Source organism: Curvibacter sp. T50 (genome assembly GCF_057219955.1).
The window spans coordinates 120,293-144,424 of sequence record NZ_JBXVVU010000006.1 but is presented as its reverse complement, the minus strand read 5'-3'; the positions used below and the strand labels follow the sequence as shown (position 1 = coordinate 144,424).

21 protein-coding genes and 1 pseudogene are annotated in these 24,132 nt (G+C 68.2%); 13 read left to right on the top strand and 9 right to left on the bottom strand.

What is annotated here, in order from left to right; all coding sequences use genetic code 11:
- The 3 genes from AC2EBU_RS16325 to AC2EBU_RS16315 form a co-directional block, all read left to right on the top strand.
- Nucleotides 1–587: hypothetical protein (locus AC2EBU_RS16325; protein WP_484611505.1), on the top strand; the 587-nt coding region annotated here is incomplete at its 5' end.
- Entirely contained in the window at nucleotides 580–900 is a 321-nt protein-coding gene (locus tag AC2EBU_RS16320) for a hypothetical protein (protein WP_484611504.1), read from the top strand. The genes AC2EBU_RS16325 and AC2EBU_RS16320, both read left to right, overlap by 8 nt.
- 99 nt (nucleotides 901–999) lie before the next feature.
- The gene (locus AC2EBU_RS16315; protein ID WP_484611503.1) at nucleotides 1,000–1,659 is read left to right on the top strand and encodes a hypothetical protein; all 660 of its coding nucleotides are present in this window, start codon (nucleotides 1,000–1,002) and stop codon (nucleotides 1,657–1,659) included.
- 260 nt (nucleotides 1,660–1,919) lie between these two features.
- Here the strand turns inward: AC2EBU_RS16315 and AC2EBU_RS16310 are convergent, their stop codons facing one another.
- The 3 genes from AC2EBU_RS16310 to AC2EBU_RS16300 all read right to left on the bottom strand — a co-directional run bounded on the left by AC2EBU_RS16310 (nucleotide 1,920) and on the right by AC2EBU_RS16300 (nucleotide 3,431).
- Nucleotides 1,920–2,045 (bottom strand): hypothetical protein, encoded by a 126-nt coding sequence (locus tag AC2EBU_RS16310; RefSeq protein WP_484611502.1) that lies wholly within the window; start codon nucleotides 2,043–2,045, stop codon nucleotides 1,920–1,922.
- Nucleotides 2,046–2,353: 308 nt separating this feature from the next.
- The gene (locus AC2EBU_RS16305) at nucleotides 2,354–2,887 is read right to left on the bottom strand and encodes a DUF3617 domain-containing protein (RefSeq protein ID WP_484611501.1); all 534 of its coding nucleotides are present in this window, start codon (nucleotides 2,885–2,887) and stop codon (nucleotides 2,354–2,356) included.
- A 70-nt stretch (nucleotides 2,888–2,957) separates the two neighbouring features.
- A complete protein-coding gene (locus AC2EBU_RS16300) occupies nucleotides 2,958–3,431 on the bottom strand; it encodes an Lrp/AsnC ligand binding domain-containing protein (RefSeq protein WP_484611500.1) in 474 nt (157 codons plus the stop codon).
- Nucleotides 3,432–3,564: 133 nt separating this feature from the next.
- Here AC2EBU_RS16300 and putA point away from each other — a divergent pair, with 133 nt between their 5' ends.
- Both putA and AC2EBU_RS16290 read left to right on the top strand, forming a co-directional pair.
- Nucleotides 3,565–7,338, top strand: coding sequence for a trifunctional transcriptional regulator/proline dehydrogenase/L-glutamate gamma-semialdehyde dehydrogenase (gene putA, locus AC2EBU_RS16295; protein ID WP_484611499.1), 3,774 nt, complete (start codon nucleotides 3,565–3,567; stop codon nucleotides 7,336–7,338).
- Between the two features lie 167 nt (nucleotides 7,339–7,505).
- Nucleotides 7,506–9,236, top strand: coding sequence for a 7TM diverse intracellular signaling domain-containing protein (locus AC2EBU_RS16290; RefSeq protein ID WP_484611498.1), 1,731 nt, complete (start codon nucleotides 7,506–7,508; stop codon nucleotides 9,234–9,236).
- 37 nt (nucleotides 9,237–9,273) lie between these two features.
- Here the strand turns inward: AC2EBU_RS16290 and AC2EBU_RS16285 are convergent, their stop codons facing one another.
- A complete protein-coding gene (locus AC2EBU_RS16285; protein ID WP_484611497.1) occupies nucleotides 9,274–10,167 on the bottom strand; it encodes an acyltransferase in 894 nt (297 codons plus the stop codon).
- A 234-nt stretch (nucleotides 10,168–10,401) separates the two neighbouring features.
- Between AC2EBU_RS16285 and AC2EBU_RS16280 the strand changes: the two are divergent.
- Both AC2EBU_RS16280 and AC2EBU_RS16275 read left to right on the top strand, forming a co-directional pair.
- A pseudogene (locus tag AC2EBU_RS16280) lies at nucleotides 10,402–12,225 on the top strand (carboxyl transferase domain-containing protein); the annotation flags it as partial.
- 102 nt (nucleotides 12,226–12,327) lie between these two features.
- Nucleotides 12,328–13,488, top strand: coding sequence for an aminotransferase class V-fold PLP-dependent enzyme (locus AC2EBU_RS16275; RefSeq protein ID WP_484611496.1), 1,161 nt, complete (start codon nucleotides 12,328–12,330; stop codon nucleotides 13,486–13,488).
- An 81-nt stretch (nucleotides 13,489–13,569) separates the two neighbouring features.
- On the opposite strand, the gene AC2EBU_RS16270 is transcribed toward AC2EBU_RS16275, so the two are convergent.
- From AC2EBU_RS16270 to purU, 5 genes are all read right to left on the bottom strand, one after another.
- The gene (locus AC2EBU_RS16270) at nucleotides 13,570–14,295 is read right to left on the bottom strand and encodes an LrgB family protein (protein ID WP_484611495.1); all 726 of its coding nucleotides are present in this window, start codon (nucleotides 14,293–14,295) and stop codon (nucleotides 13,570–13,572) included.
- Nucleotides 14,292–14,675, bottom strand: a complete 384-nt coding sequence (locus AC2EBU_RS16265) for a CidA/LrgA family protein (protein ID WP_484611494.1) — start codon at nucleotides 14,673–14,675, stop codon at nucleotides 14,292–14,294. The genes AC2EBU_RS16270 and AC2EBU_RS16265 overlap by 4 nt, the downstream gene beginning before the upstream one ends.
- 63 nt (nucleotides 14,676–14,738) lie before the next feature.
- Nucleotides 14,739–16,235: an FAD-linked oxidase C-terminal domain-containing protein gene (locus AC2EBU_RS16260; RefSeq protein WP_484611493.1), complete on the bottom strand. Its 1,497-nt coding sequence runs from the start codon at nucleotides 16,233–16,235 to the stop codon at nucleotides 14,739–14,741.
- 133 nt (nucleotides 16,236–16,368) lie between these two features.
- Entirely contained in the window at nucleotides 16,369–17,238 is an 870-nt protein-coding gene (locus AC2EBU_RS16255; RefSeq protein WP_484611492.1) for a LysR substrate-binding domain-containing protein, read from the bottom strand.
- A gap of 37 nt (nucleotides 17,239–17,275) precedes the next feature.
- Nucleotides 17,276–18,124, bottom strand: a complete 849-nt coding sequence (purU, locus tag AC2EBU_RS16250) for a formyltetrahydrofolate deformylase (protein ID WP_484611491.1) — start codon at nucleotides 18,122–18,124, stop codon at nucleotides 17,276–17,278.
- A 146-nt stretch (nucleotides 18,125–18,270) separates the two neighbouring features.
- Here purU and AC2EBU_RS16245 point away from each other — a divergent pair, with 146 nt between their 5' ends.
- Genes AC2EBU_RS16245 through AC2EBU_RS16220 form a run of 6 tightly spaced genes read left to right on the top strand, consistent with a single transcriptional unit; the run spans nucleotide 18,271 to nucleotide 24,129 of the window.
- A complete protein-coding gene (locus AC2EBU_RS16245; protein WP_484611490.1) occupies nucleotides 18,271–18,483 on the top strand; it encodes a biotin/lipoyl-binding carrier protein in 213 nt (70 codons plus the stop codon).
- Nucleotides 18,484–18,490: 7 nt separating this feature from the next.
- A complete protein-coding gene (locus AC2EBU_RS16240) occupies nucleotides 18,491–19,240 on the top strand; it encodes a GntR family transcriptional regulator (protein ID WP_484611489.1) in 750 nt (249 codons plus the stop codon).
- Nucleotides 19,237–20,463 carry a CaiB/BaiF CoA transferase family protein gene (locus AC2EBU_RS16235; protein ID WP_484611488.1) on the top strand — a complete coding sequence of 409 codons (1,227 nt, stop codon included), beginning with the start codon at nucleotides 19,237–19,239 and terminating at the stop codon, nucleotides 20,461–20,463. Before AC2EBU_RS16240 ends, AC2EBU_RS16235 begins: the two co-directional genes overlap by 4 nt.
- 53 nt (nucleotides 20,464–20,516) lie before the next feature.
- Nucleotides 20,517–21,518, top strand: a complete 1,002-nt coding sequence (locus tag AC2EBU_RS16230; protein ID WP_484611487.1) for a tripartite tricarboxylate transporter substrate binding protein — start codon at nucleotides 20,517–20,519, stop codon at nucleotides 21,516–21,518.
- Nucleotides 21,515–23,101 (top strand): acyl-CoA carboxylase subunit beta, encoded by a 1,587-nt coding sequence (locus AC2EBU_RS16225; RefSeq protein WP_484611486.1) that lies wholly within the window; start codon nucleotides 21,515–21,517, stop codon nucleotides 23,099–23,101. Before AC2EBU_RS16230 ends, AC2EBU_RS16225 begins: the two co-directional genes overlap by 4 nt.
- Entirely contained in the window at nucleotides 23,098–24,129 is a 1,032-nt protein-coding gene (locus tag AC2EBU_RS16220) for a YeiH family protein (RefSeq protein ID WP_484611485.1), read from the top strand. Before AC2EBU_RS16225 ends, AC2EBU_RS16220 begins: the two co-directional genes overlap by 4 nt.
- Nucleotides 24,130–24,132 lie beyond the last annotated feature (3 nt).

Below are 24,132 nucleotides of genomic sequence, written 5' to 3'. Positions count from 1 at the left end.
TGCGCCTGGCCGTCCAGCGTTTGATGTCGTCTTCCATCAGGGTGCTCATCGTCGTTTCCTTCAACGTTAACACCTGTGCAGGAATTCACTGGGTCAATACAGGAGCCGCGACCAGGTTGTTGCTCCCTGTTCTGAAATCGATGGTCTTTGCTCCAGCTTTGAGGGTCATTGGAGCTGCGGATCGCATTACTTTGTATGGGAAAAGCGGATGGCAGAAATTGGCTGTCAGAACCAGTAGATTCTTCATGAACACAAACAAGGCGCATCCTTCAGTGAAATCAACTTTCTTTGGGAAGCTACTAACGGAAATCTTCCCCGGCGCCCAATGGGAGATGCACCATGTCTTCATTCAACAAGCTTGGTCCCTCACCGGAAGCGCCGCGCAGGTTTACAGCAATGCAGTGGCAAATGAAGGGCTAAGACGGCTGGGGAATGGAGGATGGAACTTAATGCCCATCCCGCGTGCCTTTAACAATTGGCTCGGTAAAGACCCCTTGGCGACCCAGATGTTTGCGACTGCAGTCTACTCAGCGCTGTTGTTTGGCCCCGCTCAGCTAGCTGACCATTTGATGGACGACGATGAATAGCCAAGTCTTTTATGACGACGGTATCACCGCGGTTCAATTGGGTGACGATGTCGAGTTTCGCGGCGGCCTCTTGCTTCTATTCAAGAAGTTTCAAGGGCGGGTAGTTTATGTGCCTGGCATCAGCCCGTTGAACGTTGACATGGAATCGGATTGCCTCAAGTGGATAGCAATCGAGGTGCCGGGAAAGATGTTGGTTAGGCGGCTCGTGGATCCGGAAACTCACCGCTTGGTGCACAAGACAGGTCTGTTACGCAGAAATCCTTCCGTCTTTACGATCACACCGCCCTCCCTGGCAGCCGAAAGCGACAACTAAACTTGACGCCTCGTTTGGTACTACGCGAGCACTGTTTGAATTTAGAAGAAAAGCAGAAAAGTCTATGCGGAAGAATGTCTTGGACTTTAGGATTCGACAATGCTGAAGGTATTCTCGGAACACTTAAAAACGGAGCTGGCTCGGAGGGTGATCGAGGCCGACAGCGGCTTTGCGCTGTCCAAAAAAAAGCTCGGGACGGCTTACAGCAATTCTTTGATTCTTGAGAGACGCACCTGCGCACCGTTCCTCGGGTTCATTCATCTCCAATTTGTTCGGGGTCGGAACTACGTGATTCCTTCCGTGCAATGGTCATGCACCGGAAACTATCCGAATGAAGCAGAATGCCGCGAAATTCAAGACGAAATGTTTAGCAAGGGCATGACCTGCGAAAGGATGCGTGACGAGTTGCCTGAAGGATGGTTGAGAACCACAGACTTCGGCGCGAAGTTCAGCCATTACGAAATCGATGATGAACGACCACCGAGACATGTCATTCGACCTGCATATGCCACGCCTAAAGCTCAGGCGGTTCTGCGCTCGGATCCCTTTTTGAGCGATGGCAATTGGGAGGGGCATCCTGATTACGACAACTGGGACGTGATGGTGGCGATGACGGGAGTTACTCCGACGACTGAGGATGCCTCCCAAGCAATGAAAGACTTGCTGGACAAGGTCGCAACGGTTGCTCTTACTATCTACGTCCCATTTCTTCTTCAAGCCGAAGCATGTGTGTCCCGTTCCACAGGCCCAGCGGCCTGATTCAGAGAAATCAAAGATGTGCTGTCCGCTGAAGATAGTGTTGTTGTTCTGTCCGCTGTTGTTGATTGCTAATGTGCTCGGATTAGAAGTTCGGCCATCACGGTCACTACAAATTCAATAGCTGCCTGCGCATATCCTACGGGGGCTAACGCCCGATTCTCTTCTTACTCTCTCAAGCAAAAAAGCCACCGGCAACCCCTGCCAGCCGCTAAGGCTGTGGGGTTCCGGTGGCTTCTTCTTTTTGGCCGACACCTGGCGTGCTACTCCTTCTTGCCAGCGGTCTTTGTCTTGTTGGTCAAGGTCTTGCTGGGCTCGTCCTCCTGGGTCACAAACCCGATAGAGCGCTTGGGCGGTGGCGCTGTCGCCGCCGGATGAATACTCCTCATGGCCCAGATTGGGATTGGAATCAACCCCAAGCCGCTCTTTTTGCCTGATTCAAGGCCAAAACAGCCCCTGCCCAGCGTAAAAAGGTCGCTTTGCGCTATCACGGGCATAGCGTTCTGGCCCAGCCGGCCAGACCCTGTCCAGCCAGATCACCGCCTGGCACGGGACAACCGGCGCCACCGCCACCCCCACCGGCTACAGCCTGGTGCGGCGGCGTGGGGTTGCGTTTCTTGTTCCCTTCGACGATAGCCGGCATCAAGCGGCCGCGCACCAGGGCGCTGAAGGAACCCTGCTGGCCGCCTGCGCGGGCTCACCGCTTGACCGGTTTGACGGCGCCGCAGTCGGCGGACAGCCACTTGCCGCTGGTGGTCATGTCCATGCGCTCAGGCTTGCCTTGGACCGTGGTGGTCACGGTGGTCTTGCCGGTGTAGGCGGTGGGGCTCTGGAAGCTGATCTCGCCTTCCCCGCTGGACGGATGCGGCGCGCCGCAGCTGAAACTGACCTTGATGGTGCTGCCGCTGCGCTGCGTCACCTTCTGGGTGCAGTTGCCTTCGGCGGCCGGCACTTCCTGGCGGGCGGCTTCCTCCGGCGTGATGCAGATCTTCACGCTCTGGCCTTTGGGCCCCATGCCCACACCCTGCTGGGCCATCATCTGTTCCATCATCTTGCGCTGGTCCGGTGGCAGGGCGGCCATCTGCTTTTGCATCTCGGCCATCGCGCCTTCCATCTGGCCGCTGGCGCTCTTGATGGTGAAGGCATGCTCCCACAGGCCGGGTTTGATGGACTGGGCGTGGGTGGCGGCGGCGGCCAGAACGGCGCCGGCGAGAACAAGACGGGTTTTCATGAGACTTCCTCCAGGACAAGAGCCCCATTTTCACCGGATGCCAGCGCAGCGACCAGCCCCCGCCCGCGGGCTACACCGGCAGCCGCGTGGTGTTCTTGACCTCTTCCATCACGGCGTAGGTGCGGGTTTCGCGCACGCCGGGCAGCTGCCACAGCACGGTGCCGGCAAAGTCGCGGTAGGCGGCCATGTCGGCCACGCGGGTCTTGAGCAGGTAGTCAAAGCCGCCCGCCACCATGTGGCATTCCATGATCGCGTCGTGCACCTGCACCGCGGCCTTGAACTGGTCGAACACATTGGGGGTGGTTCGGTCCAGCAGCACCTCCACAAACACCATCATCCCGCGCCCGAGCTTGAGCGGGTTCAGCCGCGCCTCATAGCCCAGGATGTAGCCCTCGCGCGTCAGGCGCTGTACCCGCGCCAGCACCGCCGTTGGCGACAGTGCCACCGATTCGGCCAGTTTCAGGTTGGTCAGGCGGCCGTCGGCCTGCAGGGCGGCGAGGATGCGGCGGTCGATGCGGTCCAGCGTTTCGGGGGAATCGTTCATGGCAACAGCGAAAAGACCAGTGCTGGCCGAATTTTAATCGGATGATGCCTGAGTATTTGGTGATTTATTCGGCCAATATGCCGTAATCATTGGCGATCTGCCTGTTTGTTGACCGCCCGCACCGGAGTGTTCCATGTCCACCCACACCCCTGAAACCTCGTCCCTCATCGCCGCCGCCCCGGCGTACGACGCCCTGGCCGTTGAACCGGCGGCCCCCGGCCCCTTGCGCGCCGCCATCACCGCCGCCTGGCGCCGCCCCGAGCCCGAGGCGCTGGCGCCGCTGCTGGCCCGCGCGCAGCTGCCGGCGCCGCAGGCCGAGGCCGCTCAAGGCCTGGCGCTGCGCCTGGCCGACACGCTGCGCACCCGCAAACGCGCCGCCGGCCGCGCCGGCATCGTGCAGGGGCTGCTGCAGGAATTTGCGCTGTCCTCGCAGGAAGGGGTGGCGCTGATGTGCCTGGCCGAGGCGCTGCTGCGCATCCCGGACGCCGGCACCCGCGACGCGCTGATCCGCGACAAGATCGCCCAGGGCCAGTGGGAGGCCCACCTGGGACGCAGCCCGTCGCTGTTTGTCAATGCCGCCGCCTGGGGCCTGTTGCTGACCGGCAAGCTGGTGGCCACCCACAGCGAAGCCGGCCTGTCGGCCGCGCTGACACGGCTGGTCGGCAAAAGCGGCGAACCGCTGATCCGCAAGGGTGTGGACATGGCCATGCGGCTGATGGGCGAGCAGTTCGTCACCGGCGAAACCATCGCCCAGGCGCTGGATCACGCCCGGGTGCGCGAGGCGCAGGGCTTTCGCTACTCCTACGACATGCTGGGCGAGGCCGCCCTCACCGCCGACGACGCGGCGCGGTACCTGGCCGCCTACGAAGCCGCCATCGACGCCATCGGCCAGGCGGCGGCCGGGCGCGGCATCTACGACGGGCCGGGCATTTCCATCAAGCTGTCGGCGCTGCACCCGCGCTACAGCCGCGCCCAGCGTGCGCGGGTCATGGAGGAGCTGTACCCGCGCCTGCGTGACCTGGCCGTGCGCGCCCGGCGCCACGACATCGGCCTGAACATCGACGCCGAAGAGGCCGACCGGCTGGAACTCTCGCTGGATCTGCTGGAGCGCCTGTGCCTGGAGCCCGCGCTGGCGGGCTGGAACGGCATCGGTTTTGTGATCCAGGCCTACCAGAAGCGCTGCCCGGCGGTGGTGGACTGGCTGGTGGACCTGGCGCGGCGCAGCGGCCACCGGCTGATGATCCGCCTGGTCAAGGGCGCCTACTGGGACAGCGAAATCAAGCGCGCCCAGGAAGGCGGCCAGGACGGCTACCCGGTCTACACCCGCAAGCTGCACACCGACGTGTCGTACCTGGCCTGCGCGCGGGCGCTGCTGGCCGCGCCCGACGCGATCTACCCGCAGTTCGCCACCCACAACGCCCACACCGTGGCGGCCATCGTGCAGCTGGCGGGCGCGAATTTCTACGCCGGCCAGTACGAGTTCCAGTGCCTGCACGGCATGGGCGAGCCGCTGTACGAACAGGTGGTCGGTCCGGTGGCCGCGGGCGGCCTGGCGCGGCCCTGCCGCGTCTACGCGCCGGTGGGCACCCATGAAACGCTGCTGGCCTATCTGGTGCGCCGGCTGCTGGAAAACGGCGCCAACACCTCGTTTGTCAACCGCATCGCCGACCCCTCGGTGCCGCTGACGGAACTGGTGGCCGACCCGGTGGCTGCGGTGCGGGCACTGGCCGCGCAGGAAGGCCAGGCCGGGCTGCCGCATTCGCGCATCCCGCTGCCGCGAGCCCTGTACGGCGCGGCCCGGGCCAACGCCGCCGGGCTGGACCTGGCCAACGAGGCCGCCCTGCGCGCCCTGGCCGAGGCCCTGCCCGCCAGCGCCACCCAGGCCTGGCACGCCGCGCCGCAAGTGGCCGGCGCGGCGCAGCCGCTGGCGCCGCAACCGGTGCGCAACCCGGCCGACCACCGGGACACCGTGGGCACGGTGGCCGAGGCCAGCGCCGCCGACGTTGAAACCGCGCTGGCCGCCGCGACGGCGGCGGCCCCGCGCTGGGCCGCCACACCGCCGCCGCAGCGGGCCGACTCCCTGCTGCGCGCCGCCGACGCGCTGGAGGCCGCCATGCCCCGACTGCTGGGCCTGCTGGCCCGCGAGGCCGGCAAGACCCTGGCCAACGGGGTGGCCGAGGTGCGCGAGGCGGTGGACTTCCTGCGCTACTACGCCATCCAGGCGCGGGGTTTCGACCCCGCCACCCATGGCCCGCTGGGCCCGGTGGTGTGCATCAGCCCGTGGAACTTTCCGCTGGCCATCTTCACCGGCCAGGTGGCGGCCGCGCTGGCCGCCGGCAACCCGGTGCTGGCCAAGCCGGCGGAGCAGACCCCGCTGGTGGCCGCCGAAGCGGTGCGGCTGCTGCACGCCGCCGGGGTGCCGGCCGATGTGCTGCAGCTGCTGCCGGGGGACGGCGCCCGCGTCGGCGCCGCACTGGTGGCCGACGCGCGCACGGCGGGCGTGATGTTCACCGGCTCCACCGAGGTGGCGCGGCTGCTGCAGGCCAGCCTGGCCAGCCGCCTGGGCGCCGACGGCCGCCCGGTGCCGCTGATCGCCGAAACCGGCGGGCAGAACGCCATGATCGTGGACTCGTCCGCGCTGGCCGAGCAGGTGGTGGCCGATGTGCTCGCCTCCGCGTTTGACAGCGCCGGCCAGCGCTGCTCGGCGCTGCGCCTGCTGTGTGTGCAGGACGACGTGGCCGACCGGGTGCTGGCCATGCTGCGCGGCGCCATGGCCGAGCTGCGACTGGGCCACCCGGCGCGGCTGGACACCGACGTGGGCCCGGTCATCGACGCCGAGGCGCGCGACGGCATTGAGGCGCACGTCGCGGCGCTGGCCGCGAAGGGCCGGCCGGTGTACCGCGCCACGGGTGGCGCCGACGCTGTGGCGCACGGCACCTTTGTGCCGCCCACGCTGATCGAGCTGGAGCGGGTGGACGAGCTCGGCCGCGAGGTGTTCGGCCCGGTGCTGCATGTGGTGCGCTGGCGCCGCGAGGCCCTGGACACGCTGGTCGGCCAGATCAACCGCCTGGGCTACGGCCTGACCATGGGCCTGCACACCCGCATCGACGAGACGATCGCACGCGTCACCGCGCAGGCCGCCGTGGGCAACCTGTATGTGAACCGCAACATGGTGGGTGCCGTGGTGGGGGTGCAACCCTTTGGCGGCGAGGGCCTGTCGGGCACCGGTCCCAAGGCGGGCGGGCCGCTGGCGCTGCTGCGCATGCTGTCGCACCGGCCGCAGGGCGCCGCGCGCGAGGCGGTGCGGGCCTGCGGGGCTGAGGCCGACGGGCCCGCCGCCGACACGGTGTGTCGGCCGCCGACGCTGCAGGCGCTGGCCGACTGGGCGGCGGCGCATGGGCGTCTGCCGCTGGCGCAGCAGTGCGCGCGCTTCGCGGCCGAGTCACCGGCGGGCCTGGCGCGGCGGCTGGACGGGCCGACGGGCGAGCGCAACGTCTACCGCGTGCTGCCGCGCGAGCGGGTGCTGGGCCTGGCGGACACGGACAACGACCGCCTGACCCAGCTGGCCGCCATGCTGGCCGTGGGGGCGCAGGCGTTCTGGCCGGCAGACCCGGCCACCGGTGCCTTGCACGACAGCCTGCCGCTGGACGTGCAGGCCCACATCACCCGGGTGGCCGACTGGCGCTCCCCCGCCACCGCGGTCGACGCCGTGCTGCACCACGGCGACCGCGAGGCCCGCCTGGGGCTGCTCGCTGAGCTGGCGCAGCGCCCCGGTCCGCTGGTGACCTTGATCGCGCTTGCGCCCGGCGACCCCGCCGTGCCGCTGGAGCGGCTGGTGATGGAACGGGCCCTGAGTGTCAACACCGCGGCCGCGGGCGGCAATGCCAGCCTGATGACGCTGGGCTGAGCGAAAAATGGGTGAAAACTGCCCATACCCAGCAGAAAAAGGTGACTTGTTGCTCTGAAAAACAGAGTCATTGCGGACCTTGCGACCTGTGGATCAGTTCTGCCCGGCGGGCATGCGGCCGGAGGCGATCGCGCAAAGGTGGGGGTTGATGGGCACAATGTCCGCCCATGACTGCATTGGCCGCGTTCGGGCGCTGGGTTCGGCTGCTGGGGGCGTGTGCCCTCGCGGTGCTGGCCGCGCCGGCCGGCGCGGACGAGACGGGCATGCTGCGGATTGCGGGCGTCTGGTTGGCGACGGACCCCTCGCCCGACGCGCTGGAGCCGGCCATGGCCGCGCTGGCTGCTGCGCCGGTGCGCACCGACCCGGCGGTGCAGGTGCCGCCAGGTCAGGCCGGCTGGCTGCGGCTGGAACTGCCGCCGTCGGATCGGCACCGCCTGCTGGAGCTGACCCATCCCACGGTGCGCAACGCCCGCCTGCTGCGCGCCGACGCGTCCGGCCGCTGGACAGCCGAGCCGGCGGGGACCGCGTTGCCGCCCGCCGGTCGGCTGGCGGGCAGCCGCTTTCCGGTGACATTTGCCATCGCGCCGTCCGGCGCACCGCAGACGGTTTACCTGTGGCTGCGCAGTGCCACGCCAGTGCACGGGCAGTTGCGTCTGTGGGACCAGGGCGACTGGACCCGCGCGGTGGCCGCGCAGCGGGTCCTGGCGGCCGCCTGCCTGCTGATGGCGGCGCTGGCCGCCACGGCCGCGCTGGTCCAGGCCGCGCGCCGGCGCAGCCTGACCTGGGCGGTGTATGGCTTGTTGTGTCTGACGGTGGCCTCGGCGGCCATTGTCATCAACGGCTGGTTCGAAGACTGGCTGTGGCCCGCCCTGTCACCCTGGCGCGGGCCCATTGCCTCCGCGCTGGCCTGTGCCGCTGCCGGGCTGGCCTTGTTGCTGGCGCGCGCGGCGTTTGCCCTGGAGTTGCGCGCGCCCCGGCTGTCGCGGGTGCTGGCTGTGTTGGGCGTGGCCGGGCCGCTGGCCGGGCTGGCAGGCATGGCGCTCGGCGTGGCATTGCACCAGCTGGTGTCCCACCTGGTCGTGGCTGTGGCTTTTGTGGTGGGGTGGGCGGCTGTCGGGGTGGCCTGGCGCACGGCGAACCGGCCGGCGCTGTGGCTGCTGGGCGGATTCGCGCCGCTGACGGTCGGCGTGGGGCTCACCACCCTGGGAATTGCCGGGCTGATGGCCTACCAGCCCTGGATGCTGCTGGCGATTTCGGTGACTGCGCTGGTCGAGCTGAGCTGCAGCCTGCGGGGCCTGGTGCTGCTGGAACGGCGGCAGGCGCTGGTGGACTACAGCCTTGACGAACTGCGCCGGGCGACCGGCACGGCGGGCGAAACCCGTGAGTCACTGCTGACCCGCCTGGCCGCCGCGCCGCCGGAATCAAAGCGGGCCGTGCTGCTGCTGCGCTGCGAGGGGCTGCGGCCTGGCGGTGCGGCCGTCCTGGAGCTGGATGCGGTCGCCCTGGAGCATTTCCTGCACGAACTGATGGCGGCAGCCGTGCGTCCCGGCGGCCATGTGGGCCGCTGGTCGTTTCATGAACTGGCGGTGGTGTTGACCGAGACGCCGGGCGATTGGGGCGCGGCCGACAGCCTGGCTTCGGCGCTGTTTGCCGCCGCCTTGCGCTCCGGCGAGCGCTGGGGGCTGACGCCGGCCCAGGTGGGCTTGCGCATCGCGCAGGGGCGCCTGGGCCCGGACAGCCTGCCCCTGGCTGCGGCCCTGCAGGTGCTGGGCGCGGCGCTGGACCACGGCCCGCCGGCCAGTCGCCGCCGCCTGCTGGTGGACCTGGACCGTCGCGCGCCGAAAATCGACGGGCAGGCACCGCTGTTGCCGGTGCCGCCGCCGGGGGCGTCGGGCTGACCGGTCCGTTGCGGCCAGAAGCTGCCGGGGCGCCGTCTCAGCCCGCCCGCAGTTGCTCCAGCAGGGCATCCTTTTCCTGCCACAGGGTATTGACCCACTGCTGGAATTCGGCGCGGTAGGCGGCGTCTTCCTCGTAGCTGCGGCCCAGGAATTGCGCCGGGATCTCGCGGGGACGCACCCGCACCACGATGCGGGGCACCCGGCCGCAGGCCAGATCCCAATAGGTGGTGCGCCCGCCGGGGTAGTACACCGTCACGTCCACCAGCCCGGCAAGCTGCTCGCCCATGGCGTCGAGCACAAAGGCGATGCCGCCGGCGCGGGGCTTGAGCAGGTGCCGGAACGGCGAGCCCTGGGCGGCATGTTTGGCCGGGGTGAACCGCGTGCCCTCCAGAAAATTGAACACACACACCGGGTTGGTCTTGTACCGTTCGCAGGCCACGCGGGTGGTGGCCAGGTCCTGCCCGCGTTTTTCCGGGTGCTTTTCCAGGTAGGCGCGGGTGTAGCGTTTCATGAACGGGAATTCGAGCGCCCACCAGCACAGCCCGATCACCGGCACCCAGATCAGTACCTGCTTGAGGAAGAACTTGAGCATGGGCAAGCGTCCGTTGAACAGGTGTTGCAGCGCAAAAATGTCCACCGCGCTGAGGTGGTTGCTGGTCACCAGCCACGAGCGGGACGGGTCCGGCGGAGGCAGGCCTTCGACATCCCAGGTGATGTGCCCCACGGCGGCCATCCAGGCCGAGTTGCCGGCAATCCACTGCCGCGCGACCCAGTGCATGAAGTCGCGCAGACGACGGCGGGCGGCGGTCCACGGCAGCAGGACCTTGAGCAAGGACGCCACAAACAGGAACCAGCACCAGAACAGCGTGTTCAGCACCAGGGCGAACGTGGCCAAGACGCCCCGCACCGGGGCCGGAAGCAGTCGGATCATGATCAACAGCGCTTCGTGGACAAAGACAGGCCGGATTGTCGGCACTGTAGGCGAAGTCGGCACCGTATCGCCACACCGCCGACCGGGCTTTGACCGATTCGGGGCGCGGCGCGCTTTAGAGTGACCTGTCGGCCGGCCGGCCGGCCGGCGCGAGCGGGACGCAGCGGCCTGTCGCCGGCAGGACGGCAGCGGTCGCCCGGCGGCGGACACAATCGCGCCATGATCGAACTCCGCTCCCCCCTGCAAGCCCAGATCGTCCAGTGGCTGGTGGCACCGGGCGACGCCGTACGCCAAGGCGATGTCGTCGTGATTCTGGAAGCCATGAAGATGGAGCACGAACTGCGTGCCGAGGCGGACGGTCAGATACAGCGTCTGCTGCTCGCCGTGGGCGACACGGTGGATGAGGGCGAGATACTCCTGATTTGGGAGCAACAATCGACCATTTCACCATGGGTATCGCCTGAAAACACCGAAAATTTGCCTCCAGGCGGTCCGGCCAGCCCCGCCCCCGCCGCCCGGGCCGACCTGCAGCGCCTGCAAGAGCGCCTCGCCTTCACGCAGGACGCCGCCCGCCCCGAGGCCGTGGCGCGCCGCCACGCGCAGGGCCAGCGCACCGCGCGCGAAAACATCGCCGACCTGTGCGACCAGGGTAGCTTTCTGGAATACGGCGCGCTGGCCGTCGCCGCCCAGCGCAGCCGCCGCAGCCAGGACGACCTGGTCCGCAACACCCCGGCCGACGGCATGGTCACCGGCATCGGCAGCGTCAACGGGCTGATCCACGGCCCGGAGCAAAGCCGCACGGCGGTGCTGGCCTACGACGCCACCGTGCTGGCCGGCACCCAGGGCTTTCGCAACCATGCCAAGACCGACCGCCTGCTGGGCATCGCGCTGGCGCAGAAACTGCCGGTGGTGCTGTTCGCCGAAGGCGGTGGCGGACGCCCGGGCGATGTGGACATGCCCATCGTGGCCGGGCTGCACGTGGCCACCTTTGCCAGCTACGCCCGCCTGTCAGGCCAGGTGCCGGTGGTGGGCATCGCCGCCGGGCGCTGCTTTGCCGGCAACGCCGCGCTGCTGGGCTGCAGCGACGTGATCATCGCCACCCGAGGCAGCAACATCGGCATGGGCGGCCCGGCCATGGTGGAAGGCGGCGGCCTGGGCGTGTTCCGGCCGGAGCAGATCGGCCCGTCGGACGTGCAGCACCGCAACGGCGTGATCGACCTCCTGGTGGACGACGAGGCGCAGGCCGTGGCGGCGGCGCGGCACTACCTGTCGTTTTTCCAGGGCCGGCTGAAAGACTGGATCGCGCCCGATGCGCGCCTGCTGCGCGATGTGGTGCCGGAGAACCGCCTGCGCGTCTACGACACCCGCGCCGCGCTGCGTGGCCTGGTGGACCAGGGCAGTCTGCTGGAACTGCGCACCGGTTTCGGCGTGGGCATCCACACCGCGCTGGCCCGCATCGAAGGCCGCGCCGTGGGGGTGCTGGCCAGCAACCCGCAGCACCTGGGCGGCGCCATCGACGCCGACGCGGCGGACAAGGCCGCGCGTTTCCTGCAGCTGTGCAACGCCCACGGCCTGCCGGTGGTCAGCCTGGTCGACACGCCCGGCTTCATGGTCGGGCCCGACACCGAAGCCACGGCCCAGGTGCGCCATGTCAGCCGCCTGTTTGTCACCGCCGCCGCGCTGCGGGTGCCGGTGTTTGCCGTGGTGCTGCGCAAAGGCTATGGCCTGGGCGCCATGGGCCTGGCGGGCGGCGGCTTTCACGCACCGGTGGCCACCGTGGCCTGGCCCACCGGCGAGTTCGGCGGCATGGGCCTGGAAGGCGCGGTGCGCCTGGGCTACCGCAAGGAACTCGACGCCGTGCCCGAAGGGCCCGAGCGCGACGCCCTGTTCGAGCGCCTGGTGGCGCAGCACTACGAAGCCGGCAGCGCCCTCAACATGGCCGCCACGCTGGAAATCGACGCCGTCATCGACCCCGCCGACACCCGCGCCTGGCTGGCCCGCTCCCTGGCAGGCAGCCGGGTGGGCGAGGGCGGGGCGCGTTTCATCGATACCTGGTAAGCCCGCCGGGTGGCGGGATCGACGGGCTGCGTGCTAAGCTGGCAGGCTGTTTTTCCGGGCGGCGCCCCCAGAGCCTGACCGCCCGTTTCCAAGGAGACTCCCATGCCCGGCCTGTTGCCCCACGTCGATCCCGACGGCCTGCTCGAATTTTCGGTGGTCTACACCGACCGCGCCCTGAACCACATGTCCAAAAGCTTCCAGGGCGTGATGAAGGACATCTCGCGCATCCTGAAGACGGTGTACCACGCGAAGTCGGCGGTGCTGGTGCCCGGCAGTGGCACCTTCGGCATGGAAGCGGTGGCGCGCCAGTTCGCGGGTGACAAGAAGGTGCTGGTCATCCGCAACGGCTGGTTCAGCTACCGCTGGACGCAGATTTTCGACATGGGCCGCATTCCGGCCGAGTCCACCGTGCTCAAGGCCCGCCGCACCGGCACCGGCAGCCAGGCGCCCTGGACGCCCGCGCCGATCGCCGAGGTGGTGGCCACCATCCTCGACAAGAAGCCCGACGTCGTGTTTGCCCCCCATGTGGAAACCGCCTGCGGCATGATCCTGCCCGATGACTACCTCAAGGCCGTGGCCGACGCGGTGCATGAGGTGGGCGGCCTGTTCGTGCTGGACTGCATCGCCTCCGGCGCGATGTGGGTCGACATGGAAGCCACCGGCGTGGACGTGCTGGTGTCCGCGCCGCAGAAGGGCTGGAGCAGCTCGCCCTGCTGCGCCATGGTGATGCTCAGCGAGCGCGCCCGCGCCGCCATCGACGGCACCACCAGCTCCAGCTTCGCCTGCGACCTGAAGAAGTGGCTGCAGATCATGGAAGCCTATGAAAACGGCGGCCACGCCTACCACACCACCATGCCCACCGACGCGCTCACCCGCCTGCGCGAGGTGATGGTCGAGACCGAGGCCTACGGGTTCGACAAGGTGCGCGCCGAGCAGCTGGCGTTGGGCACCCGGGTGCGCGCGCTGTTCGAAAGCCGCGGGATCCCCAGTGTGGCGGCCGAAGGCTTCAAGGCGCCGGGTGTGGTGGTGAGCTACACCACCGACCCCGAGATCCACAACAGCAAGAAGTTCCTGGCTGAAGGCCTGCAGACCGCCGCCGGCGTGCCGCTGCAGTGCGACGAGCCGGCCGATTTCATGACCTTCCGCGTCGGCCTGTTCGGGCTGGAAAAGTGGCACCACGTCGACCGCACCGTGGCCCACCTGGCCGCCGCGCTGGACCGGCTGGGTATTGGCGCGCCAGAGAAAGTGGCGGTGCCGGCCTGAGTACGGTGCAACGCGCCCGACGGCCTCCTGCGGGAGGCTTTTTTCTTTCCGGCGCCGGGGATTTCCGTGGGCCGCGGTATTTCAGAACCAGCCGGCCACCAGCGGAATCAGCACTGCCGCCAGTACCACCTGCAGTCCCAGCGCCAAGGCCGCCCAGGCGCCGGCGTCGGGGTGGACCTGCAGCGCGCGTGCCGCGCCAATCCCGTGGGCGGCCGTGCCCAAGGCGAAGCCGCGGGCCATCCAGCCGGGGGCGTCGGTTCCGATGCCCAGCGCATCAAACAGATATTTGCCGCTGAGCGCGCCGACCATGCCGGTGAGCACCGCAAACACGGCCGCCAGGGCCGGCACACCGCCGATCTTTTCGGCCACGCCCATGGCCACCGGGGCGGTGACCGACTTGGGCGCCAGTGACAGCATCACTTCGGCGGGCAGTCCCAGCGCCCAGGCCAGCGCCACCGCGCTGGCCGCTGCCGCGGTGCCGCCGACCAGCCCCGCGATGACAAAACGCCCGCCGTGGGCGCGCAGCGCCGCGCGGCGCTGCCACAGCGGCCAGGCCAAAGCGACCACGGCCGGCCCAAGCAGGAAATGGATGAACTGCGCCCCCGAGAAATAGGTGGGGTAGGCGGTGCCGGTGGCCGTCAGTCCCGCCGCCAGCGCGACCACCGACCACAACACCGGGTTGGCCCAGGCGGCCTGTCCCGCGCGGACATACAAGGCCTGCGCCAGCAGATACACCACCAGCGTTGCGGTCAGGCCGAACAGCGGCGTGGACGACAGGTAGACCCACAGCTGGACGAACTCGTTCACTGGGGGCCTGCGGATTCGTTGGGGGGCGGGAGTTCGGACTGGGCGACGGGTATCAGGGCTCGCAGCAGCAGGGCCGTGACGGCCAGCCCGATCCAGGTCGATACGACCACGACTGCCGCCAGGCGCAGGCCGTAGCGCCCCAAGAGGTCCAGATGCACCATCACACCCACGCCCACCGGCACGAACAGCAGCGACAAGTGGCCAAGCAGGAAGTCGGCAACCGCCGCCACACTGTCGCGCACCGGCGCCCAGTTCAGCGCGCCAAGCAACAGCACCAGCCCGACGACCGGGCCGGGAAGCGGCAACTGCAACCCACGGGAAAGCACTTCGCCGATCGACTGCAGCACCAGCAGCCAGGTCAGTCCGCGCAAGGCGTTCATCGCTTGGGGTGCCGGGTCAGCGCTGCGCCGACGGGGGCGGGACCATGGGTGCAGTGACGGGAATCAGAAGCGCTCCAGCTCCGGGAACGCCAGCTTTCCGCCGCGCACCAGCATCTTGCCGTACTCGGCGCAGCGGTTCAGGGTCGGAATCACCTTGCCCGGATTGAGCAGACCCTTGGGGTCGAAGGCGCGCTTGACGCCGAACATCTGCTCGTTCTCCGCAGCCGAAAACTGCACACACATGCTGTTGAGCTTTTCGATGCCCACGCCGTGCTCGCCGGTCACCGTGCCGCCCATCGCGACGCTGGTTTCCAGGATGTCGGCGCCGAACAGCTCGCAACGGTGCAGCTGGTCCGGATCGTTGGCATCGAACAGGATCAGCGGGTGCAGGTTGCCGTCCCCGGCATGGAAGACGTTGGCGCAGCGCAGCTGGTATTTCTTCTCCATCTCGGCAATGGCCAGCAGGATGTCGGCGACCCGCTTGCGCGGAATGGTCGAGTCCATGCACATGTAGTCGGGGCTGATGCGTCCGCTCGCCGGAAAGGCGTTCTTGCGCCCGCTCCAGAAGCGAAGGCGCTCGGCCTCGCTCTGGCTGACGGCAATTTTTGTAGCGCCGGAGGACCGCAATACGCTGGACATGCGTTCGATTTCCTCCTCAACCTCCTCTGGCGTGCCGTCCGACTCGCACAGCAGGATCGCTTCGGCCTCCAGGTCGTAGCCGGCGTGGACATAGTCTTCCACGGCGGCTGTCATGGGTTTGTCCATCATCTCCAGCCCGGCCGGGATGATGCCGGCGGCGATGACGGCGGCGACGGCGTCGCCGGCCTTGCGGATGTCGTCGAAGCTGGCCATGATGCAGCGTGCCAGTTGCGGCTTGGGCACCAGCTTGACCGTGACTTCGGTCGTCACCGCCAGCATGCCTTCGCTGCCGATGGCCAGGGCCAGCAGGTCATAGCCGGGGGCGTCCAGTGCCTCGCTGCCGAAGGTCACAGCGTCGCCATCAATGGTGAAGCCCTTGACCTGCACCACGTTGTGGACGGTCAGGCCGTATTTCAGGCAGTGCACACCGCCCGCGTTTTCGGCCACGTTGCCGCCGATGGTGCAGGCGATCTGGCTGCTCGGGTCGGGGGCGTAATACAGGCCGTGCGGCGCCGCCGCTTCGCTGATGGCCAGGTTGCGCACTCCGCTTTGGACCACGGCGGTGCAACTGACGGGGTCCACCGACAGAATCCGGTTGAACTTCGCCAGGCTCAGGGTCACCCCCAGGGCATGGGGCATGGCACCGCCCGACAGGCCCGTCCCGGCGCCGCGGGCGACCACCGGAACGTCCAGTGCATGGCAGCATCGCAGCACCGACTGCACTTGCTCATAGGTCTCGGGCAGGGCCACCACCAGCGGGCGTTCGCGATAGGCAGTGAGGCCGTCACATTCGTAGGGTACGGTGTCTTCGGGTGTCCACAGCAGCGCATGGGCGGGCAACACGGCCGACAGTGCCTGCACAACCTCGGCCTGGCGCTGGGCACGTGCCGTGGGTTGGGGCAAGGAAGTGGAAGGATTCATTGGGGCTCACTCCGGACGACAGTGGTGGTCACTGTACGACAGAAGCCGGTCGCGCGGCGTGAAGAAAGCAACACGCATTTGTGAAGCCACGGCGGGCGGGGCCGGCCACGCACAGGTGTTGCGGCGCGGGCGCTCAGGCCAAGCTCTGGCGCAGCCACTGGGCGAAGGTGGCGCATTCCCACCGGTCCATCGCGCCGGTGCGCCAGCACAGGTAGTGGGCATGGGGGCTGGGGACGGTGCGGGGGTAAAGCCGCACCAGCGATCCGTTTTCCAGCCAGGGCGCACCCAGGCGAACCCGGACCAGTCCCACGCCCAGGCCTTGCGCGGCGGCGTCACACATCAGCCCGATGTCGTTGAACGAGGATCCGTCCACCGGCTCCGGCCAGTCCAGATCGTGGGCGGCGAACCAGGTGCGCCACGGCTCCAGCGGGCTGCGCAGCAGCGTCTGGCCCTCCAGGTCGATGGCCTGCTCGAAGGGCCCGTTTTCCCGCACCCAGGCGGGTGACGCCAGGGGGGTGACCTCGTCCTTGAACAGGCAGACATGCTCCACGTCGGCATACCGGCCGGTGCCGAAGCGGATGGTCAGATCGGCGTCTTCGGCGACCACGTCCAGCAGCGGAATGCTGACCTGCAGCGTCAGGTCGATTTCCGGGTAGGCCTCGAAAAACTGGCGCAGGCGCGGCATCAGGATGGAACGGGCGAAGGTCGGTGTCACGGCGATGCGCAGTTTGCGCCGCCCCGGGCTGGCCGCCTGGCTGGGAAACCGCTCCAGCGCCGACAGCCCCTCGCGGACATGGGCCAGATACTCGCTGCCCTCGGTCGTGAGCGAGAAATCCGCCCGCCCGAAAAGTTTGGTGCCCAGGATCTGTTCCAGCTGGCGCACCCGATGGCTGACGGCGCTGGGCGTCACACACAGTTCCTCGGCCGCCTGCGTGACGCTGCGCAGGCGCGCCAGCGCCTCGAAGGTCAGCAGACACTGGATGGGTGGGATGCGCAGGGCCATGCGAGCCTCCGGAGGGTTGATCAGGGCGCCATCGGCGTCAACGGAAAATCACTGTCTTGTGCCCGTTGAGAAGCACCCGGTGTTCACTGTGCCATTTGACCGCCCGGGCCAGCACCTGGCTTTCGGTGTCGCGGCCCATGGCGGTGAGGTCGTCGACCGTCTTGCTGTGGTCCACCCGGGCCACGTCCTGCTCGATGATCGGGCCTTCGTCCAAGTCGGCGGTCACATAGTGGGCGGTGGCGCCGATCAGCTTCACGCCGCGGTCGTGCGCCTGGTAGTAGGGCTTGGCGCCCTTGAAGCTGGGCAGGAAGCTGTGGTGGATGTTGATGGCGCGACCGGCCAGCTTGCGGCACATCTCGTCGCTGAGGATCTGCATGTAACGCGCCAGCACCACCAGCTCGGCGCCTTCCGCCTCGATGATCTCGAACTGCCGCGCCTCAGCCTGCGCCTTGTTGTCCTTGTTGACCACGATGTGGTGGAAGGGCACGTTGTAGCTGGCGGCCAGCTGGTAGAAGTCGCGGTGGTTGCTGATGATGGCGCGGATGTCCAGCGGCAGCAGCCCGCTTTTCCAGCGGAACAGCAAGTCGTTCAGGCAGTGGCCTTCCTTGCTGACCAGCAGGACCGCCCGCATCGGCTGGCGCAGGGTGTGCAGGCTCAGCTGCATCCGGAACGGCTCGGCAAACAGCCGCAGCTGCATTTTCAGGTCCTCGTCGGTGACCTGGTTGCAGGCGAACTGCACCCGCATGAAAAACAGACCGGTGTCCGGGTCGTTGTACTGCGCGGCTTCTTCGATATTGCCGCCGCGCTCCAGCAGGAAGCCGGAGACGGCATGAACGATGCCCGGGCGGTCCGGGCAGGAAAGGGTGAGAACGTAAGCATGACTCATGGCGGGAATTGTCGCAGCATGGCCTGGACTTGACGATGGCATCCGCAGGCTCGGCGGCGGACGGTGCACGCGGGTAAACCCGAGCGGTCTGGGACCGAAATCTCGCTAAGATTGTTAACAATCGCAACGTAAGCAAAGAAATCGACATGCCCAAGGTCTATGCAGAAGTTTCCGGCAGCGTCTGGAAGGTCGAGGTGGCGGTGGGCCAGACCGTCAGCGAAGGTGACACGCTGGTGATTGTCGAATCGATGAAGATGGAGATTCCAGTCTGTGCACCCGCTGCCGGACGGGTCAACGCCGTTCTGGTCGCCGAAGGCGATGCTGTCACGGATGACCAGGTGATTGCGGAAATCGGCTGACACGGACATGAAGACCACCGACTTGCCCGTCGACCAGTTTGCGCAGTGGGAAGGTGCGGTTGCCTTCCGCCTTTTTGCGGACCAGTCGGACCCGACGCTGACCGTTTCTGAGCAGATCGCCGCCCGTCTGGGCGACCGCATCCTGTCAGGCGCCATGCCGCCGGGTGCCCGCATCGGCGAACAGGAGCTCGCCGACGAGTTTGCCGTCAGCCGCGGACCGATCCGCGAGGCGCTGCGTATTCTGGAGCGCGAAGGGCTGGCCACCCTGTTGCCGCGCCGCGGCGCCATCGTCACCGATCTCACCGCCAGCGAATTGCGGGAACTGCTGGAAGTGCGCGCTGGTCTTTTTGAGCTGGTGGTGCGCAAGATTGCTGCGCGGCCCAGCCCGGAAATCCTGACCCTGATGGAAGCCGGAGTGACCCGGCTGGAAGTCCTGTCCACTGCGGAGGACGGCGGTGACGACTACGCGGAGACCGCCTACCGGCTGATGATCCTGTGCGCCCGCCAGTGCGGCAACCGCCGCTTGCAGCGCATGCTGACGGCGCTGTCGCTGCAGACGCTGCGCTACAGCAAGCTGGGTCTGGCCTCGGTGGAACGCCGCCAGCGCTCGGCCCGGCTGTGGCGCGAGGCGACCACCGCGCTGGCGCGCGGCGACGTCAAGCGCATGGTCGCACTGACCCGACAGCGCATTGAAGAATCCGGCGAAGAGGCCATCCGCCAGCTCGGGTTGCCGGCCCACCCAGGAGACCAGCCATGAACACCACGCCGACTCCGGGCCCGCTGGCTGGCCTGAAGGTCATCGAAATCTGCACCACCATTGCCGGGCCCGCCTGCACCCGGCTGCTGGGCGACTTCGGCGCCGACGTCATCAAGATCGAGCCGCCCGAGGGCGATCCGGTACGCCAGATGGGCCAGCATGTCGGCGACGTGTCGCTGTACGCGGCGTCCATCCTGCGCAACAAGCGCTCGGTGGCTCTGGATCTGAAGACGCCGGGCGGACGCGAGCTCGCCTTCCAGCTGATCGCCCGCGCCGACATCCTGGTCGAGAACAACCGCCCGGGCGTGCTGGAGCGCCTGGGCCTGGGCTATGAGGCGCTCTCGGCGCGCAACCCCGGCCTGGTGATGGTGCGCATCAGCGGCTACGGCCAGACCGGGCCGTACGCCGAACGCCCGGGCTACGGCGCCATTTGCGAGGCGGTGGGCGGTGTGCGCCACATGACCGGCGACCCCGACCGGCCGCCCGCCCGGGTGGCGCTGGCCACCACCGACTATTTGTCGTCGGTCTATGCCGCGTTCGGAGCGATGGCCGCGATTCATGCCCGCGCCAGCACCGGCAAAGGCCAGGTGGTCGATGTGGCGCTGTATGAGGCGGCGTTCACGCAGATGGAGCCCATCGTGCCGGCGCACGAAAAGCTGGGTGTGGTGCCAATGCGCGAAGGCTCAAACCTGCCCTCGATGGCGCCCAACAGCTCCTACCCCACCCGCGACGGCGGCTGGGTGCTGATCGCCGCCAACAGCCAGCCGACCTGGCGCCGGCTGGTGGCGCTGATGCGGCAACCTGAATTGCTGACCGACCCGCGCTTCGAGACCATCCAGGCACGGGGCAGGCCGGAGAACATGAAGGCCATTGACGCCCTCATCGCCGACTGGACGCGCCAGCACGACGCCGAGCCGCTGGAGGCGCTGCTGCGCGAAGGCGAGGTGCCGACCACCCGCGTCTACACCATCGCCGACATCTACGCCGACCCGCACTTCCGCGCCCGCGACATGTTGCAGGCCGTACCGCATCCGGTGCTGGGCCACACCACGCAGTCCGGCGTGGTGCCGCGCCTGTCGGCCACCCCAGGCGGCATCCGCCACACCGGCCCCGACCTCGGGGCCGACACCCGCGCGGTGTTGGCCGAAGACCTGGGCCTCAGCACCGAGCGCATCGCCGAGCTGGCAGCCGCCGGCGCCATACGCCTGCCCGCCGGGCCTTGAACGCCCCACGTCGCCATCCGTTTCCCAACCCGTATCCCCCGCAGGAGAACCCGATGAAATCCACTGCTATCAACCGCCGCCAATCGCTGGCCCTTGTGGGCGGTGCGCTGGCCTTGCCGCCCGCTGCCTGGGCCCAGGCCGGCTGGAAACCGACCCAGAACATCAACTACGTCATCGGCGTCGCGGCCGGTGGCTCGGTGGACCTGTACGCCCGCGGCATCAAGACCGCGCTGGAGACCCTCAAGCTCGTCAACGGCCAGACCGTGGTGGCCGACAACAAGCCGGGTGCCGCCGGCCTGCTGGCGCTGCAGCAGCTGCAGCGCGCCCCCGGCAACGCCCATGTGCTGGGCACCTTTCACACCGGCAGCATCGCCGGCCAGGTGACCGGCATCCTGAAGGCCGACATGCGCGAGTACGTGCCCGTGGCCATGCTGGTGGAAGAAACCACCCTGGTCGCGGTGCGGGCCGATTCACCGCTCAAGACCGCCAAAGACCTGGTGGATGCGCTCAAGCGCGACCCCACCTCGCTGAAGATTGCCGTGGCCCCGCTGCGCGGACTCAACACCCACCTGGCCATCGTCAAGCCGCTGCAGGCGGCCGGAGTGGATGTGGCCAAACTCACCATTGCGCCGTTCCGCTCGTCCGGTGAGTCGATGACCGCGCTGCTGGGCGGCCATGTGGACGTGGTGTCCGCCACCGGCCCCACCGTGGTGCCGCAGGTGCAGGCGGGCAAGGTGCGCATGATCGCGAGCGCCGCACCCGAGCACGGCACCGGCCCGCTGGCGGGGGTGAAAACCTGGCGCGAGCAGGGCGTGGCGGCCGACTACGTGAGCTACAACGGCGTGTTGCTGCCGGCGGGGGTGGACGCCGAGCAGATCCGCTTCTGGGAAGACGCGCTGCGTAAGGTGGCCGCCTCGCCGGAATGGATCGCGCTGGTCGAAAAATCGGGCAACAAGCCGATGTTCAAGGGCTACGTGGATTCGCACCGCTATCTGCAGTCGGAACTGGCATCGACGCAGCAACTGGTCGGCTCGCTCGGAGCCGCCGCCAAATGACGCCCCCCCAGCCTGCCCCGCGGACCTTCGAGCCTGCTGGCGAATGGGCCGCCGAACTGGCCGAGCTGGCGCAGCGCCGCGCCCACAGCCTGGCCATGGGCGGCCCCGAAGCCCTGGCCAAGTTCAAGGCCAGCGGTCGCCTGAATGCGCGCGAACGCATTGCCGCGCTGCTGGACGAAGGCACGTTCCGTGAGTTCGGCCGCATCACCGGCAAGGGCCACTACAGCCGCGAGGGCGCCTTCGAGCGGCTCGATCCCACCAATGCCATCACCGGCACCGGCCTGATCGAGGGCCGCAAGGTCGGTCTGCACGTGGACGACTTCACCATCCGCGCCGGCTCGTCCGAGGCCACCATTGCCGACAAGTGGATCTACATCGAACGCATGGCGCACCAGCTGCGCTTTCCGCTGATCCGCCTGGTCGATTCCGCCGGCGGCAGCGTCAAGCTGCTGATGCAGATCGGCGGCACCAAGATTCCCGAATACCCGAGCTGGCCCGCCAACGAACTGCTGCAGACGGTGCCGGTGGTTGGTGTGGCGCTGGGCGCCTGCGCCGGGCAGGGGGCGGTGAAGGTGCTGTCGTCGCACTTTTCGGTGATGGTGCGCGAGCAGGCGCAGGTGATGGCCGCCGGCCCGCACGTGGTGCGCCAGGCCTACGCGCAGGATGTCGACAAGAACGACCTGGGCGGCCACCGGGTGCACCGCAAAAGCGCGCTGGTGCACAACGAAGCCGAGGACGAGGCGGATGCCTTGGCCCAGGTGCGCCGTTTCCTGAGCTACCTGCCGCGCAGCGTCTTTCACCTGCCGCCGGTCGCCAAGTCCACCGACGACCCGAACCGGGCCGACGACTGGCTGAAAGACGCCATTCCGCGCGACCGGCGCAAGATCTACGACCCGCGCCGCATCCTGGCGGCGGTCATGGACCAGGGCTCGGTGTTCGAGATCGGGCGCTGGCAGGGCGGCTCGGTGATCACCGCGCTGGCGCGGCTGAACGGGATCCCGGTCGGTGTGATCGCCAACGACCCCAAGGTGCAGGGCGGCGCCATGACCACCCAGGCGGCCTACAAGATGGAGCGCCACGTCAAGCTGTGCAGCCTGTTCGGCCTGCCGGTGGTCAATTTTGTCGACCAGCCGGGCAACCAGACCGGGCTGGAGGCCGAACTGGGCGGCACGCTGCTGGGTGCCACCCGCGTGGGCGAGGCCCTGAACGCCTGCCGCTCGCCCTGGGCCTCGGTGCTGATCCGCCGCTGCTTTGGCATGGCCGGTGCGCTGCACGCGCCCAAGTACGGCGAAGCGCTGAACTTCCGGGTCGCCTGGCCCTCGGCGCGCTGGGGTTCGATCCCGATCGAAGGCGGTGTGATGGCGGCGCACAAGGCCGAAATCGACGCCGCGCCCGATCCGGCGGCCAAACGCGCCGAACTCGAAGCCTTCTACCTGGCCATGACCTCGCCTTTCCGCACCGCCGAAAAATTCGGCATCCTGGACATCATCGACCCGCGCGAAACCCGCGCGTTGCTGTGCGACTGGGTGCTGGACGCCTGGGAAGTGGTGCGCACCAGCCGGCCGGTGGCGGTGGCCGATTGAATCCCGGCGTCGCCCCCCGGCTGCAGGCCGCGCGGGCGCGGGCGCCGGGGGTCTTGCTGGCCGGTGTGGTGGCACTGGCGGCGGGGTTCATTGCCGACCATCAAGGCGGCCCGCAACTGCTGTATGCCTTGCTGATCGGGCTGGCCCTGCATTTCCTGTCGCGCGATGAGCGGGTGAAACCCGGGCTGGATTTCGCCAGCCGAACCCTGCTGCGGGCGGGCGTGGCGCTGCTGGGTCTGCGTATCACCCTGGCCCAGGTCGGTGCATTGGGCTGGGGCACTGCCGTTCTGGTGATCGGGGGCGTGGCGACCACCGTCGGCCTGGGTCTGCTGCTGGCCCGCGGACTCAGGCGCCCGGCGGCCGAAGGCCTGATCTCCGGATGCGCGGTCGGCATCTGTGGCGCTTCGGCAGCGCTGGCCGTGGCATCGGTGCTTCCCCGCACCCGGGACAACGAACGCTTCACCTTGCTGGCCGTGGTCGGCGTGACCTTGTTGTCCACGGTGGCCATGGTGCTGTACCCGGTGCTGGTGCGGATCGCGGGCTGGAGTCCGGCGCAGGCGGGCGTCTTTTTCGGCGCGACGATTCATGACGTCGCCCAGGTGGTGGCGGCGGGCATGATGCTGTCGAGCGCCGGCGACACCGCAGCCGCCGACAGCGCCACGGTCGTCAAGCTGCTGCGGGTGGCATTGCTCATGCCGGTGGTGATGCTGGTCGCAGTGGTGCTGCGCCCGCCAGCCGATGCTGCCGAACCCGGCGCCGACGTGCCGCTGGTGCCGGGTTTCCTGCTGGCCTTTGTCGCGCTGATGATGCTGGGTACCACCAGCCTGGTGCCTGCGGAGCTGGTGGCCGCGGCGGGCGCGGCATCACGCAGTTTCCTGGTGATCGCCATTGCGGCTGCCGGCATCAAGACCAGTTTTGAAGATCTGCTGCGTCTGGGTTGGGCGCCCGTGGCCCTCCTGCTGGCGGAAACCGCCTGGATCGCGATACTGGCGGCCGTCGGCATCGCGGCCGGCCTGTCCGCCGCCTGAAAC

Excerpts from the sequence above, each read along its gene's own strand:
- AC2EBU_RS16320 (WP_484611504.1), top strand. The coding sequence starts at position 580 with ATGAATAGCCAAGTCTTTTATGACGACGGTATCACCGCGGTTCAATTG.
- AC2EBU_RS16315 (WP_484611503.1), top strand. The coding sequence starts at position 1,000 with ATGCTGAAGGTATTCTCGGAACACTTAAAAACGGAGCTGGCTCGGAGG.
- AC2EBU_RS16310 (WP_484611502.1), bottom strand. The coding sequence starts at position 2,045 with ATGAGGAGTATTCATCCGGCGGCGACAGCGCCACCGCCCAAGCGCTCT.
- AC2EBU_RS16305 (WP_484611501.1), bottom strand. The coding sequence starts at position 2,887 with ATGAAAACCCGTCTTGTTCTCGCCGGCGCCGTTCTGGCCGCCGCCGCC.
- AC2EBU_RS16300 (WP_484611500.1), bottom strand. The coding sequence starts at position 3,431 with ATGAACGATTCCCCCGAAACGCTGGACCGCATCGACCGCCGCATCCTC.
- putA (WP_484611499.1), top strand. The coding sequence starts at position 3,565 with ATGTCCACCCACACCCCTGAAACCTCGTCCCTCATCGCCGCCGCCCCG.
- AC2EBU_RS16290 (WP_484611498.1), top strand. The coding sequence starts at position 7,506 with ATGACTGCATTGGCCGCGTTCGGGCGCTGGGTTCGGCTGCTGGGGGCG.
- AC2EBU_RS16285 (WP_484611497.1), bottom strand. The coding sequence starts at position 10,167 with ATGATCCGACTGCTTCCGGCCCCGGTGCGGGGCGTCTTGGCCACGTTC.
- AC2EBU_RS16275 (WP_484611496.1), top strand. The coding sequence starts at position 12,328 with ATGCCCGGCCTGTTGCCCCACGTCGATCCCGACGGCCTGCTCGAATTT.
- AC2EBU_RS16265 (WP_484611494.1), bottom strand. The coding sequence starts at position 14,675 with ATGAACGCCTTGCGCGGACTGACCTGGCTGCTGGTGCTGCAGTCGATC.
- AC2EBU_RS16260 (WP_484611493.1), bottom strand. The coding sequence starts at position 16,235 with ATGAATCCTTCCACTTCCTTGCCCCAACCCACGGCACGTGCCCAGCGC.
- AC2EBU_RS16255 (WP_484611492.1), bottom strand. The coding sequence starts at position 17,238 with ATGGCCCTGCGCATCCCACCCATCCAGTGTCTGCTGACCTTCGAGGCG.
- purU (WP_484611491.1), bottom strand. The coding sequence starts at position 18,124 with ATGAGTCATGCTTACGTTCTCACCCTTTCCTGCCCGGACCGCCCGGGC.
- AC2EBU_RS16245 (WP_484611490.1), top strand. The coding sequence starts at position 18,271 with ATGCCCAAGGTCTATGCAGAAGTTTCCGGCAGCGTCTGGAAGGTCGAG.
- AC2EBU_RS16240 (WP_484611489.1), top strand. The coding sequence starts at position 18,491 with ATGAAGACCACCGACTTGCCCGTCGACCAGTTTGCGCAGTGGGAAGGT.
- AC2EBU_RS16235 (WP_484611488.1), top strand. The coding sequence starts at position 19,237 with ATGAACACCACGCCGACTCCGGGCCCGCTGGCTGGCCTGAAGGTCATC.
- AC2EBU_RS16230 (WP_484611487.1), top strand. The coding sequence starts at position 20,517 with ATGAAATCCACTGCTATCAACCGCCGCCAATCGCTGGCCCTTGTGGGC.
- AC2EBU_RS16225 (WP_484611486.1), top strand. The coding sequence starts at position 21,515 with ATGACGCCCCCCCAGCCTGCCCCGCGGACCTTCGAGCCTGCTGGCGAA.